General features: G+C 64.5%; 15 protein-coding genes. 4 read left to right on the top strand and 11 right to left on the bottom strand.

The annotated features are described in order from the left end of the window. The 3 genes from ACRC0P_RS18655 to ACRC0P_RS18645 all read right to left on the bottom strand — a co-directional run. Window positions 1-872: FecR family protein (locus ACRC0P_RS18655; RefSeq protein ID WP_438632809.1), on the bottom strand; the 872-nt coding region annotated here is incomplete at its 3' end. Then, window positions 865-1,437, bottom strand: coding sequence for an RNA polymerase sigma factor (locus tag ACRC0P_RS18650; RefSeq protein ID WP_438632808.1), 573 nt, complete (start codon window positions 1,435-1,437; stop codon window positions 865-867). The genes ACRC0P_RS18655 and ACRC0P_RS18650, both read right to left, overlap by 8 nt. 187 nt (window positions 1,438-1,624) lie before the next feature. After that, window positions 1,625-2,551 (bottom strand): DMT family transporter, encoded by a 927-nt coding sequence (locus ACRC0P_RS18645; protein ID WP_438632807.1) that lies wholly within the window; start codon window positions 2,549-2,551, stop codon window positions 1,625-1,627. Window positions 2,552-2,626: 75 nt separating this feature from the next. Between ACRC0P_RS18645 and ACRC0P_RS18640 the strand changes: the two genes are divergently transcribed. Then, window positions 2,627-3,595: a LysR family transcriptional regulator gene (locus ACRC0P_RS18640; protein WP_438632806.1), complete on the top strand. Its 969-nt coding sequence runs from the start codon at window positions 2,627-2,629 to the stop codon at window positions 3,593-3,595. A gap of 31 nt (window positions 3,596-3,626) precedes the next feature. Here the strand turns inward: ACRC0P_RS18640 and ACRC0P_RS18635 are convergent, their stop codons facing one another. Beyond that, complete coding sequence (locus tag ACRC0P_RS18635) at window positions 3,627-4,496, bottom strand: LysR substrate-binding domain-containing protein (RefSeq protein ID WP_438632805.1); 870 nt, start codon at window positions 4,494-4,496, stop codon at window positions 3,627-3,629. A 139-nt stretch (window positions 4,497-4,635) separates the two neighbouring features. On the opposite strand from ACRC0P_RS18635, the gene ACRC0P_RS18630 reads away from it, so the two are divergent. Together ACRC0P_RS18630 and fghA are read left to right on the top strand one after the other, a co-directional pair. Further along, a complete protein-coding gene (locus ACRC0P_RS18630; protein ID WP_438632804.1) occupies window positions 4,636-5,763 on the top strand; it encodes an S-(hydroxymethyl)glutathione dehydrogenase/class III alcohol dehydrogenase in 1,128 nt (375 codons plus the stop codon). 12 nt (window positions 5,764-5,775) lie between these two features. Further along, window positions 5,776-6,615 (top strand): S-formylglutathione hydrolase, encoded by an 840-nt coding sequence (gene fghA, locus ACRC0P_RS18625; RefSeq protein ID WP_438632803.1) that lies wholly within the window; start codon window positions 5,776-5,778, stop codon window positions 6,613-6,615. A gap of 149 nt (window positions 6,616-6,764) precedes the next feature. Here the strand turns inward: fghA and ACRC0P_RS18620 are convergent, their stop codons facing one another. From ACRC0P_RS18620 to ACRC0P_RS18605, 4 genes are all read right to left on the bottom strand, one after another. Beyond that, a complete protein-coding gene (locus ACRC0P_RS18620) occupies window positions 6,765-7,763 on the bottom strand; it encodes a CobW family GTP-binding protein (protein ID WP_438632802.1) in 999 nt (332 codons plus the stop codon). A 193-nt stretch (window positions 7,764-7,956) separates the two neighbouring features. Beyond that, the gene (locus ACRC0P_RS18615; protein ID WP_308366021.1) at window positions 7,957-8,424 is read right to left on the bottom strand and encodes a Fur family transcriptional regulator; all 468 of its coding nucleotides are present in this window, start codon (window positions 8,422-8,424) and stop codon (window positions 7,957-7,959) included. A gap of 3 nt (window positions 8,425-8,427) precedes the next feature. Next, window positions 8,428-8,544: a ZrgA family zinc uptake protein gene (locus ACRC0P_RS18610; protein WP_438632811.1), complete on the bottom strand. Its 117-nt coding sequence runs from the start codon at window positions 8,542-8,544 to the stop codon at window positions 8,428-8,430. Window positions 8,545-8,578: 34 nt separating this feature from the next. Beyond that, window positions 8,579-8,941 (bottom strand): MerC domain-containing protein, encoded by a 363-nt coding sequence (locus tag ACRC0P_RS18605; protein WP_438632801.1) that lies wholly within the window; start codon window positions 8,939-8,941, stop codon window positions 8,579-8,581. 102 nt (window positions 8,942-9,043) lie between these two features. Here ACRC0P_RS18605 and ACRC0P_RS18600 point away from each other — a divergent pair, with 102 nt between their 5' ends. Further along, window positions 9,044-9,256, top strand: coding sequence for a TraR/DksA family transcriptional regulator (locus ACRC0P_RS18600; protein WP_438632810.1), 213 nt, complete (start codon window positions 9,044-9,046; stop codon window positions 9,254-9,256). A 316-nt stretch (window positions 9,257-9,572) separates the two neighbouring features. Here the strand turns inward: ACRC0P_RS18600 and ribA are convergent, their stop codons facing one another. The 3 genes from ribA to ACRC0P_RS18585 are packed head-to-tail and all read right to left on the bottom strand — an operon-like array spanning window position 9,573 to window position 11,332. Continuing rightward, window positions 9,573-10,187 carry a GTP cyclohydrolase II gene (ribA, locus tag ACRC0P_RS18595; protein WP_438632800.1) on the bottom strand — a complete coding sequence of 205 codons (615 nt, stop codon included), beginning with the start codon at window positions 10,185-10,187 and terminating at the stop codon, window positions 9,573-9,575. 11 nt (window positions 10,188-10,198) lie between these two features. Beyond that, on the bottom strand, window positions 10,199-10,843 hold the full coding sequence (locus ACRC0P_RS18590; RefSeq protein ID WP_438632799.1) for a retropepsin-like aspartic protease family protein: 645 nt from the start codon (window positions 10,841-10,843) through the stop codon (window positions 10,199-10,201). A 9-nt stretch (window positions 10,844-10,852) separates the two neighbouring features. Then, a complete protein-coding gene (locus ACRC0P_RS18585) occupies window positions 10,853-11,332 on the bottom strand; it encodes a phosphatidylglycerophosphatase A family protein (RefSeq protein WP_438632798.1) in 480 nt (159 codons plus the stop codon). Window positions 11,333-11,420 lie beyond the last annotated feature (88 nt).

The following is an 11,420-nucleotide window of genomic DNA, read 5'->3' as shown; positions in this document are numbered from 1 at the left end:
AGGCGCGGCGCGTCGAGCACGACCTGATCGCGGGAATAGCGATTCGCTTCGGCGATGGCATCGCTGAGGGGGGTGTCGGCGAAATCGAGCTTGCGCTCGTGCCAGGCCGTGGCGCGCGGCAGATCTGCGTTCCGCCGCTCCACCGAGACCACTCCGGCAGAATATGAAAGCTGCTCGCCCGCTGAAAGGAGTATGCGGTCCTTCGCCGCTGGCGGTTCGGCACTCGATTGCGTTGTCGCCGCTACCGCGACCTTGCCTTCGATCAAGGTGACGGTCACCGAATTGTCGCTCTCATAAACGTCGAATACCGTTCCAAGGGCCCGCACCTCACCGCCGCTGGCGATGACCGTGAACGGTCGGGCAGGATCCTTGACGACCTTGAAATTCACTTGCCCCCGCACCAGCTCGATGCTGCGGCGATCTGCCGTGTAATGGATGCGGATTGCCGAATCGGTGTTGAGCAGGACCACTGAACCGTCAGGCAGCGGCAGGGTTCGCTGCTCGCCGACATCGGTAGCGTAGTGGTTGGCCTCCCGGTGCTGCCAAGAGAACACGCCTCCGACGACAACAGCCAAGAGGAGGATGGCAGCGCTCGCCAGCCGTGCGCCAATGCGTGGGCGGGCGATTTTGCGCCGGCGCGCGGCGATCTCGCCCCGAATTCGCCTGACCTCGGGCGACGCCTCGATGCATTTCAGGTCGCCCCAGAGCGCATCGATCGCTTCGAACTCGCGCCGCCTTGCAGGGTCGCCCGCGAGCCAGGTGCGAAAACGGGCCATATCCATTTCCGAGGTATCCGTGGCCCGCAGCCGCGCGTACCAGTCCGCAGCCTCGGTCGCCACCGATGAATAAGCTTGATCTCGATTTTCATTCATGGCGGGATGAGCGCCGCGGGGCGCTGACCTCCAAAGGCTGTCGCGAGGCGTTCAGCTTCTGGCGCAGGTGGCTGATGGCGTGGCTCACGTGCTTCTCGATCATGGAGACCGACACGCCGAGCTCTGCGGCGATCTCACCGTACGTCATATTCTCGAAGCGGTTCATGACAAAAGCCTGACGGCACTTGGCGGGCAACTCCTCGATTGCCGCGCGAACGATCGCGAGCTCCTGCTCGCCCTTGAGGGCTCGATAGGCGCTCGGCGCTTCGCTTGCGACCTCGACCGTTGAAATATCCAGGGCGTTTCCTTCGACACCGATGCGCCGGTGCTTCCGCTTCTCCCCGTTGATCCACAGATTGTTCGCGACACGGAACAGGAAAGCCTTGGGATTGCGGATCTCGGCGGCGCTCTTATACTGATAGACTCGGTTATAGGTATCCAGCACGATATCCGCAACTTCTTCCCGATCGAGACCCTTGCGAGCGAGAAACCGTCGCAATGCAGCGTGGTACTTGCGGTACAGGGCACCGATCAGGTCCCTCCGCTGCGTATCCGTTTCGTTCATGCCGCCTACGATACAACGGCGGCGGCCCGCCCGCCAGTATCCCCGCTCGACGGCAGAGCGGATAGTGCGTAACGAAAGGTGGGCACGTCGCTTCGCTCCTTTGCCCATCCTACTGAATTCATCGACTCGTCATACCGGCGTAGGAATGTCATGCCGGACTTGATCCGGTAACGGTATCCAGTAACGGTTATGCGTTACGGAAAACCTTTCTGAAGAGGGCCATCCCGGGCCAACGGCCAGATGCGTGGCCAGCGAGGGTCAGTGCGACGCCCACGCCGATCAGCGTCGCCGAGGCGATGTCTCGAGCGCCCGCCGTCTCGTCCAGTGCAACCACACCGAGGCCCAGGGTCGCCAGCGGAATCAGGGCCGGGAGAGTCGCGCCCGCGACCGGCCCGAGCAACTCGCTGGAGCGGTTGAAGGCGAAAACCGCGACGACGCTGACGAACACGCCCTGGAATACTGCCTGCGCCACGATGTCGGGCATCGGGGCGACGGCTAGTTGCTTGGGCAGGACCGCGACGTAGACCGGCAGGTAGAGGATGGCGGAGCCCACGGCGACGATTGCGGTCGCGTGCAGGGCCGGGATGCCGGCCCGGCGGACGACCAGCGTGTACCCCGCCCACATCACTCCGGTAAAGAGCAGGATCAGATGTCCGACCGACGCTGTCTCTGCACCTGGCACACCCGCGAAGAAAGACGCACCGACAAGGATCGCCACAACCCCCAGGATCCGCGCAGGACCGATCCTGTCGCCGAAGATTCTCCAGCCCAGAAGCACGAAGACGACCGCCATTACCCCGGGGTTGAGGGAACCGGCTGCCGATGCGGGGGCAGTTTGCAGGCCGAGCGAGATAAGCAGGATATACGGTGCCCCGAAGCCGGCCACCACGGCCAGGAGTCCCCCGGTGCCCAGCCGGTCCAGGGCAAAGCCGCGCCGGCGGATGACCGGCGCCAGGACCAATGCGGCGACACCGACGCGAAGCGCGGTCAGGTCGTAGACATTCAAACTCGTCGTCACGCCGAGCCGCAGCATGACCAGCGACCCGGACCAGATGGCGATGGAGGTTGCGGCCCAGACAAAACCGAGAACGCGCTCTTTCGGTAACAGTGACATTACCACTCCTTTCGTCTTCATTGTCCGGAGCCTAAGCTTTGATCAATGTTGAGAAAAGCGATATGTTCTCACTCAATGAATCAGAAAAACTCAACTAACCGTCCGGCCGGCGATCCGCATCCCGCTACCCGGACGCTCAATCTAGACGCCGCCCGAACCTTCGTTGCGATCTGCGAAACGGGGAGTTTTCGGCGCGCCGCGGTGCGCGTGAACCGCTCGCCCTCGGCGGTCAGCCTTCAGGTCGGCAAGTTGGAAGAGCAACTCGGTGTCCGGCTTCTGCATCGCGATTCGCGCCGCGTCCGCCTGACCGACCAGGGAGAAGTTCTGCTCGAATTCGCGCGGCGCCTCGTCGGGATCAGCGACGAGGCGATGGCGGTGTTCCACGGCTCACCGTTGTCCGGCTGCTTGCGTCTGGCCGCCCCGCATGATCTCGGTGCTTCTCTGGTGCCGGGACTGCTCCGACGGCTGGCCGAAACGCACCCCCGGATTCGCGTGGACGTCCGGCTCGACTCCAGTGAAACGGTGCAGCGCCTCTTCGTGGAGGGCGATGCCAATCTCGCCCTGTTCAACGGCGCGAGCACGCCGCAGGTCCCGGCGCGGGATCTCTTTTCAGAAGAGCTCCTCTGGTTGATGCGGATCGGCGGCCGCGCCGTGGAACGAGATCCTCTGCCGCTTGCCGTGGCCGAGATCGGCTGTGTCTGGCGCAATGCAGCCCTCCGCGCGCTGGAGGGCATCGGGCGACCCTATCGGGTCGCCTATTCCAGCGACACGTCGATGGGCCAGGTCGCGGCCCTGCGCGCGGACCTGGCGGTGGCGGCCCTGCCCGGATCGCTGGTCGACCGCGATCTCGTCGAAGTCCCGAAGAAGTGGGATCTACCCCCACTGGGGCGGACCCACATCTACCTGGCCGATGACGGAAGCGACACGGCGAAGGCGTTCGCCGCGCTGATCGCGCCCGAGCTACGGTCTATCCGCAGACCAGGACACGGGCGAGGATCAGTCAGGGAAGCATTCACGGCGTGTCCCGCAAAGACGCCCCGGTAGCGAGCCCGCCACACAACCCGGCGCTATTCGGCTAGCCGAGATTTTTGCTGAAATAATCCAGCAACAGACTCACCTTTGGCGACAGGTGGCGATTGTGGGGATAGAGGGCCCAGATGCCGTCGTCGGCCTCGCGGTAGTGTTCCAGCAGGGAAATCAAACGGCCCGCTCCCAGGTGCTCGCGCACATAGTAGCCGGGCAGTTGCACGATACCGATCCCCTTCAGGGCGGCATCGACCAGCGCCCAGCCGCTGTTGCAACGGATACTGCCGCTGACCCTGATGTTCCTGGGCCGATTCCGCTCCTGGAAGCGCCAGTAGTCCAGCGTTCCCGGCAGGCAGTTGTGCCGCCCCAGTTCCGACAGGCTGTGGGGTTCGCCGCGGGAGGACAGGTATTCCGGGGAGGCGCAGACGTACAGGGTCCGCGACGCGAGTCGCCGCGCCACCATGCTGGAGTCGTCCAGCTTGCCCAGCCTGATGGCGAGATCGTATCCCTCCGCCACCAGGTCCAGCTTTTGGTTGGTCAGGTGCATCTCCACCCGTAGCTCCGGGTAGCGCAGCGCAAAGTCGTTGACCAGCGGCGCCAGGGTCGTCTCCCCGTAGGTGACCGGCGCCGTCAGCCTGAGCCTGCCCCTGGGTACCTGCTGCAGGTCGGTAATGGCGCGCTCCGCCTCCTCCAACCCGTCGAGCACCTGGCGGCAATGCCGGTAGTAGACCTGTCCCGGTTCGGTCACCGAGACCTTGCGGGTAGTGCGATAAAACAGCCTGGTCGACAGCCTGGCCTCCAGGGCGCTGACCTGGCGGCTGACCTGGGCCGTGGAAATCCCCAGCCTCCCGGCCGCGCCGGTGAAGCTGCCGGCCTCGGCGACAGCCACAAATTCGCTGACCCCTTCCCAACTGACCATCGCTCCCCTCCCCCCGTCGGCATAGCTGATTGTTACCAAATAGAAAATATAAATTTCAGAATGCTGTGATTATAAAGCACATGGAAACAGATAGACTCGCCCAAACGGCGGTAGACGCCAAACAGAGGAGGAATGCGCAATGACCCAGATGATCAAGTCCAAAGCCGCCGTGGCCTGGGGCCCCGGACAACCGCTGTCTATCGAAGAAGTCGATGTAATGCCGCCGCAGGCGGGCGAGGTGCTGGTGCGCGTGGTCGCGTCCGGTGTCTGCCACACCGATGCCTTTACCCTGTCCGGGGACGATCCGGAAGGCATCTTCCCGTCGATTCTCGGGCACGAGGGCGGCGGTATCGTCGAGGCGGTGGGCGAAGGCGTAACCAGTGTCGCGGTGGGCGACCATGTAATCCCGCTGTACACGCCCGAGTGCGGCGAGTGCAAATTCTGCCGGTCCGGCAAGACCAACCTGTGCGGCAAGATCCGCGAGACCCAGGGCAAGGGCCTGATGCCGGACGGCACCACCCGCTTCTCCAAGGATGGACAGCCCATCCACCACTATATGGGCTGTTCCACCTTCTCCGAATACACGGTGCTGCCGGAAATCTCCCTGGCCAAAGTCGACAAGGCGGCGCCGCTGGAGGAGGTCTGCCTGCTCGGCTGCGGTGTCACCACCGGGATGGGCGCGGTGATGAACACCGCAAAGGTCGAAGAGGGGGCCAGTGTCGCCATCTTCGGTCTGGGGGGTATCGGCCTGTCGGCGGTGATCGGCGCCACCATGGCCAAGGCCGGGCGCATCATCGCCATCGATATCAACGAGAGCAAGTTCGAGCTGGCGCGCCAGTTGGGCGCCACCGACTGTATCAACCCGAAGGAATACGACAAGCCGATCCAACAGGTGATCGTGGACCTGACCGACGGCGGCGTGGACTACTCCTTCGAGTGTATCGGCAACGTCGACGTCATGCGCTCGGCGCTGGAGTGCTGCCACAAGGGCTGGGGGGAATCGGTGATCATCGGCGTGGCCGGCGCCGGCCAGGAGATCTCCACCCGCCCCTTCCAACTGGTCACCGGCCGGGTCTGGAGAGGCACCGCCTTCGGCGGGGTCAAGGGCCGCTCCGAGCTCCCCGCTATCGTCGAGCGCTACCTGAGCGGCGAGTTCAAGCTGAACGATTTCATCACCCACACCATGGGACTGGACAAAATCAACGAGGCCTTCGACCTGATGCACCGCGGCCAAAGCATCCGCTCGGTCATCCACTTCGACCAGTGACCGGAGTTTGCGATGACCATTGAAAACCTGAGCAGCAACCGGAGCTTCGACGGCTGGCACAAGCAGTACCGCCACCAGTCCGAATCCCTCAACTGCGAGATGCGCTTTGCCATCTACCTGCCGCCCCAGGCCGCGGGCGGCGGGAAGGTGCCGGCGCTCTACTGGCTGTCCGGACTGACCTGCACCGACGAAAACTTTATGCAGAAGGCCGGCGCCCAGCAGTTCGCCGCCCGGCTGGGGATGGCGCTGGTAGCCCCGGACACCAGCCCCCGGGGCGATGCGGTCGCCGACCACGAAGGCTACGACCTGGGCCAGGGAGCGGGCTTCTACGTCAACGCGACCCAGGCCCCGTGGAGCCGCCACTACCACATGTATGACTATGTGCTCGACGAACTGCCAGAGCTGGTGGAGTCATTGTTTCCGGTCAGCGGCGAGCGCGCCATCGCCGGTCATTCGATGGGCGGCCACGGCGCACTGGTGCTGGCGTTGCGCAACCCGGAGCGCTACCGCTCAGTGTCCGCGTTCAGCCCCATCGCCAACCCGGTCAACTGCCCCTGGGGCAGGAAGGCATTTACCGCCTACCTGGGCGGGAACACCGCAGACTGGGAGGAGTACGATGCCAGCCTGCTGATGCGCCGGGCAACCGCCAAGGTGCCGGCGCTGGTGGATCAGGGAGAGGCGGACGACTTCCTGGCGGAGCAGCTGAAGCCGGAGATGCTGGAAGCGGCGGCCGCGGCCGGCGACTACCCGCTGCAGCTGAGGCGCCGCGAGGGCTACGACCACAGCTACTACTTTATCGCCAGCTTTATCGAAGAGCACCTGCGGTTTCACGCGGGGCACCTGGGTCTGTAGCGCCCGGCAATTTCTATTGCCGGGCCAGGGATGGGGATGGGGATCGGGATGTAGGGTGCGCCGTGCGCACCGACTGCGCGTCACCGCGGTCCCGGACCCGGTGCGCGCGGCGCACCCTACGGCGGCGGGAGCCTGCCTGACGGCGGGGTTTAGCGATCAGTCTCCAGGGCATCCAGCCAGGCGGACTCCAGTTGCCCCCAGTCCCCGCGCTCGCGGCCGATCACCTCCACCCGGCTGTCCAGGGTATCGTCCAGCTCCAACACGCTCAGCACCGCGTCCGCCTTGTTGAAGGCGAATACGCCCCTCTCGGTGATAAACACGCCTTTCACCCGCTCCGCGGCGGCGCCGCTGATCAGGGAAAAGAGTTCGTCGAAGCGGAACACCAGCGCCGGGTCGAAGCGCCAGCCGCAGCTGTGGTGGCCCTCGCCGCTGTTCTCCAGGCGCCGGTAGCCGCACTCCGGCAGCGGTTCCTCTTCCACCGGGGGCGGCGTGGCGTGGGCGTGACCCTGGCCAGCCGGCGGACGGAATCCGCTCGGGGCCCACAGCCACTCCAGTTGGATGCGCCCCTGCTCCACCGCTTCCAGCGGTTTGCCCGCGGTATTCTCCCCGAGGGCGAGGAAGCGGCGCAGGTTTTCCAGCTCCTGCGGTCCGTAGAGATCCGCCTTGTTGGCCACCAGCAGATCCGCCACCTCCAGTTGCTGGCGGAAGGTATCGCTGCGCAGGTAGCGCTCGTCCGACAGGTTGCGCGCATCCACCAGGGTGAGGGTGGCGCGCAGGTCCAGCACCCCGGCGCGCACCGAGTCGGAGAGGGCGCCCAATACCTCCCGCGGGTGGCCGAGGCCGGTGGGTTCGATCAGCAGCCGCTGGGGCCTGGCCCGGGCCAGCAGCTGGTTCAGGGCCACCTGCATGGGCAGGCCGGCGGCGCAGCACATGCAGCCGCCGGGCACCTCGCGGATAAAGATGTCCTCTCCCGCGCCGAACAGGCCGCCGTCTATGCCCACCTCGCCGAATTCGTTGACCAGCACCGCCCAGCGCTCGTCCCGCGGCTTGCTCTCCAGCAGGTGACGGATGGCGGTGGTCTTGCCGACGCCCAGGTAGCCGGTGATTACATTGGCCGGAACCCGGCGGATCGCTTCGCGTTTTTCCATTTTGCTAACCATTTGGTAACTGCTGGCCCCCGGGACTCGGAAAAGAATACCGGAGCTTGATGCGAAGGCCCTGATACCGGGAGCCGTTCGAGAGACGTTTGCCGATGAGGCTGTTGAACGAACGGATACCGGTAGCAGGGCCGCCCAAGTCTCGGCTTAGTAGTGTTACAGAGGTGAGCCGTTACCCATTTCGCTAAGCCGCGCTCCGCGCGCAGTCTTCGCACAGGCAGTCCAGCTCCAGCTGCGAAGTGAGCAGGCGGTAACCGGAGCCCTCCACGGTGTCGCGCAGCGCGGCGATCACCTCCGGCTTGATACCGATTTCCCGCACTTTGTTGCAGCGACTGCAGATCAGGAACTGCGGCGTTTCGTGGCGGTGGTCGCAGGCGATGTGGCCACAGGCCAGGTATTTATTTTCCGAGTTGAGCTTGTGCGCCAGGTTTTCCGCGGCCAGGAAATCCAGCATGCGGTACACGGACATGGCGGGGATGGACTCATCGTAGTCGCGGCTGTATTGGTCCGCGATCTCGTAGGCGGAAAGCGGGGTCTTGGCGCGCAGGAGGATGGCGAGAATATTCCTGCGCTTCTCTGTGAGCCGGGCCCCGGAAGCGCGGCAACTCTGCTCCGCCTTGCCCAGGGTCTGTTTGAGTTCGGATGCTTTCATGGACTATTTCAGTTGCAGCTGGTTGTTTCGCGCAGTGAGCGAGGTGGCGCCCTGCCCCTCCGGGGTCAGCCATTGCACGGCGATCCTGTGAATACCGGGGAAACTCGCAAACAGCGCCACGCCGATGGTGTCGAGCCGGGCCAGATTATCACACCTAGTCCGCAATCGGCTGGCGGCACAGCAGGCGCCGGTTCACCCAGTGGGAAGCCACCAGCAGACCGGCGCCGCCGACGCTGGCCAGCAGCTCCCAGGTGCCCTCCAGGCAGAGCGCCACCGCCAGCAACAGCAGGCCCGAGAAGCCGGCGGCCATCACCGCCGGGCGCCGGTGACGGCGGCAGGCGCCGGGAAAGCTGGACAGGGCCAGCAGCAGCACCGGCAACAGCAACATCAGGTGGACCAGGCGGTCCTCCAGCAATGCACCCAGCGCCCCGAAGCCGCCCAGGGCCAACAGCGCCGGCGTCAGCAGGCAGTGGGCCAGGCACAGGCCGGAAACGAACATCCCCGCGGTGTCTCTCACCGGTAATCCTCCAGCTCCATTTGGCGCTCAGCGCGGGGCTGCGGCACCCCGGCTTGCGCGTTTACGTCAAGCAACTTTATGATCTGCATTAAATGATACGTTATATCATATCTTGATCCAACCAGGTACACCGTCGATGCAAGATCCACCGGGCGCTGGAGAAAGATAGAGGACGGCAGTTACGGCTACTGCGGGATCAGCGGCGACCCCATCGGCCTGCAGCGTCTGCTGCTGCGGCCCACGGCGGAGCTGTCTTTCGAGGAAAAGGCCCGGCAGGAAGAACTGGAGCGCAGCTACACCAAGCGGAGGGGCTGAAGGGCAAAAAAAGCAAAAGCCGGCATTACGCCGGCTTTTTATCGGACTGCTGCCAGTGCATCACCTTTCTCGACTGACGGCAACCTGATTGTTTGAGTATAGACGCTACGGAAAGTTCCGCCCGCACCGCCAGACTCGATGCCAAGCATCGCCCGGTGGCATTGCCGGCCCGTGACGGTTCCGTGAAGAATTTGTGACCATCTCCCCCTCCCCAGGGAGGATGTGGCTGGTTTCACCCGGGATCGCGGAGCTCCAGCTCCGCATCGAGTTCAACACTTGGCTCTCAGCCCGTTGCGGAGCTGGAGCTCCGCGAGTACTACTCGCCTTCCGGGGAACCTTGCTCGTCCTCGAACAGGTGCCCCAACTTGCCTTTCTTGGTGGAGAGGTATTTCACATTGTGCGGGTTGCGCCCGGTCTGGTGCGGCAACCGTTCCACCACTTCGATACCCAAATCCTCCACCGCCTTCACCTTGCGCGGGTTGTTGGTCATCAGGCGAACGGACTTGACCCCCAGGTGTTCCAGCATCGACTTGAGAATCGAGTAGTCGCGCATATCCGCGCCGAACCCCAGCTGCTCGTTGGCCTCCACGGTATCCGCGCCGCAGTCCTGCAGATGGTAGGCGCGGATCTTGTTGATCAGGCCGATGCCGCGCCCCTCCTGGCGCAGGTAGAAGATGGCCCCGCGCCCTTCGACGGCGATACGGTGCATGGCGTGTTGCAGCTGCGCGCCGCAGTCGCAGCGCAGGGAAAAGAGTGCATCGCCGGTCAGGCACTCGGAGTGAATCCGCGCGAGCAGGGGCTCCCCGGTGTCCATATCCCCCATGGTGAGCACCAGGTGCTCCTTACCGGATTCGGTGTCCTCGAACCCGTGCATCGCGAACATACCCCAGGGAGTGGGCAGTTTCGAGGATTCCACATAGCGAATGGTCAAATCTTTACCTCTCAGTTTCGCGCGCGCAAGATCAGCACTCCGCGCTGCTGCTCCATATCCACCCGACTGAGAAAGCTGTTGCCCAGCAGGGTGATCTGGGGAAAATCGTCCGTGTGCACCGTGGCGTCCACATTGTGCAACTTGATGCCGCCGATGGTGACGCTGTCCAGTTTCAGCCGGTAGGCCCGGGCGACGCCGTTGGCGGTGCTCACCCGGATCGGCTGGGCCCGCTCCAGGTCCAGCCCCAACCGGCGCGCGGTGGGATAGTTGAACGCGATGCTGGTGGCCCCGGTATCCACCATCATCGATACGCTGCGGCCGTTGACCCAGCCGCTGGTGCTGTAATGCCCCCGGCTGTCCGGCATCAGGCGCACCTCCGCGTGCTCGGCCCGCTGGTAGCTCGCCGCCACCGGCGCGTCCAGGGTCAGTTTTTGTTCCCGGCCGTCGATACGCACCCGCGCGTAATCGGTAGTGGCCTCCAGCAGCTTCACCCCTTCGGGGGATTGCTGCCCGGTCTTCAGCAGGCGCTGGCGGCCATCGATCTCCAGCATGGCGCTGCTGCCGAACAGGCCCTTGAGCTGCACCTGCTGGGCTGTGGCGGCCAGTGGGGTGAGGCAAAGGGCGGCGAAGAATATAGCGAACAGTTTTTTTCCCATCGGCGTTCCCTACCCGATAAATAGAGCGGTCAGCTGCAGTACCACTGCCGCGTACACCGCGGCCAGTATATCGTCGAGCATAATACCCACACCACCGGGCACCCGGCGGTCCGCCCAGCCGATCGGCTGCGGCTTGGCGATATCGAACAGGCGGAACAGCGCGAAACCATAGAGCGCCCAGATCCAGCCCGACGGGGCCATAAACATGGTGAGCCAGTAGCCCACCATTTCGTCCCACACGATACCGCTGTGGTCGTGCACCCCGAGTTTTTTCGAGGCCGCTTCGCAGAGATAAAAACCCAGCAGCGCAGCGGCCACCACCACCGCCAGGTAGAGGGCGGGAGCCAGCGGCTGCAGCAGCAGCCAGATCGGGACCGCTGCCAGGGTACCGAAGGTGCCCGGCGCCCTGGGCGCCAGGCCGGAGCCGAAGCCGAAGGCCAGCAGCATGGTGGGGCTGCGCAATAAGTCGGAAAAGCTTGGCTGTTTCATTCCGGGGCTCTGCAATTCCCTGTGTAGGAGCGGGCCATGCCCGCGATCGATCCAGCTTCGTAGCCCAGCCCGATCGCGGGCATGGCCC

It is taken from the genome of Microbulbifer sp. (assembly GCF_051659245.1).
Classification (GTDB): Bacteria; Pseudomonadota; Gammaproteobacteria; order Pseudomonadales; family Cellvibrionaceae; genus Microbulbifer.
This window is presented reverse-complemented; position numbering and strand designations above follow the sequence as displayed.

Bases quoted from the DNA above. Each gene is read 5' to 3' on its own strand.
- ACRC0P_RS18650 (WP_438632808.1), bottom strand. From the start codon at position 1,437: ATGAACGAAACGGATACGCAGCGGAGGGACCTGATCGGTGCCCTGTAC.
- ACRC0P_RS18645 (WP_438632807.1), bottom strand. From the start codon at position 2,551: ATGTCACTGTTACCGAAAGAGCGCGTTCTCGGTTTTGTCTGGGCCGCA.
- ACRC0P_RS18640 (WP_438632806.1), top strand. From the start codon at position 2,627: ATGAATCAGAAAAACTCAACTAACCGTCCGGCCGGCGATCCGCATCCC.
- ACRC0P_RS18635 (WP_438632805.1), bottom strand. From the start codon at position 4,496: ATGGTCAGTTGGGAAGGGGTCAGCGAATTTGTGGCTGTCGCCGAGGCC.
- ACRC0P_RS18630 (WP_438632804.1), top strand. From the start codon at position 4,636: ATGACCCAGATGATCAAGTCCAAAGCCGCCGTGGCCTGGGGCCCCGGA.
- fghA (WP_438632803.1), top strand. From the start codon at position 5,776: ATGACCATTGAAAACCTGAGCAGCAACCGGAGCTTCGACGGCTGGCAC.
- ACRC0P_RS18620 (WP_438632802.1), bottom strand. From the start codon at position 7,763: ATGGAAAAACGCGAAGCGATCCGCCGGGTTCCGGCCAATGTAATCACC.
- ACRC0P_RS18615 (WP_308366021.1), bottom strand. From the start codon at position 8,424: ATGAAAGCATCCGAACTCAAACAGACCCTGGGCAAGGCGGAGCAGAGT.
- ACRC0P_RS18590 (WP_438632799.1), bottom strand. From the start codon at position 10,843: ATGGGAAAAAAACTGTTCGCTATATTCTTCGCCGCCCTTTGCCTCACC.
- ACRC0P_RS18585 (WP_438632798.1), bottom strand. From the start codon at position 11,332: ATGAAACAGCCAAGCTTTTCCGACTTATTGCGCAGCCCCACCATGCTG.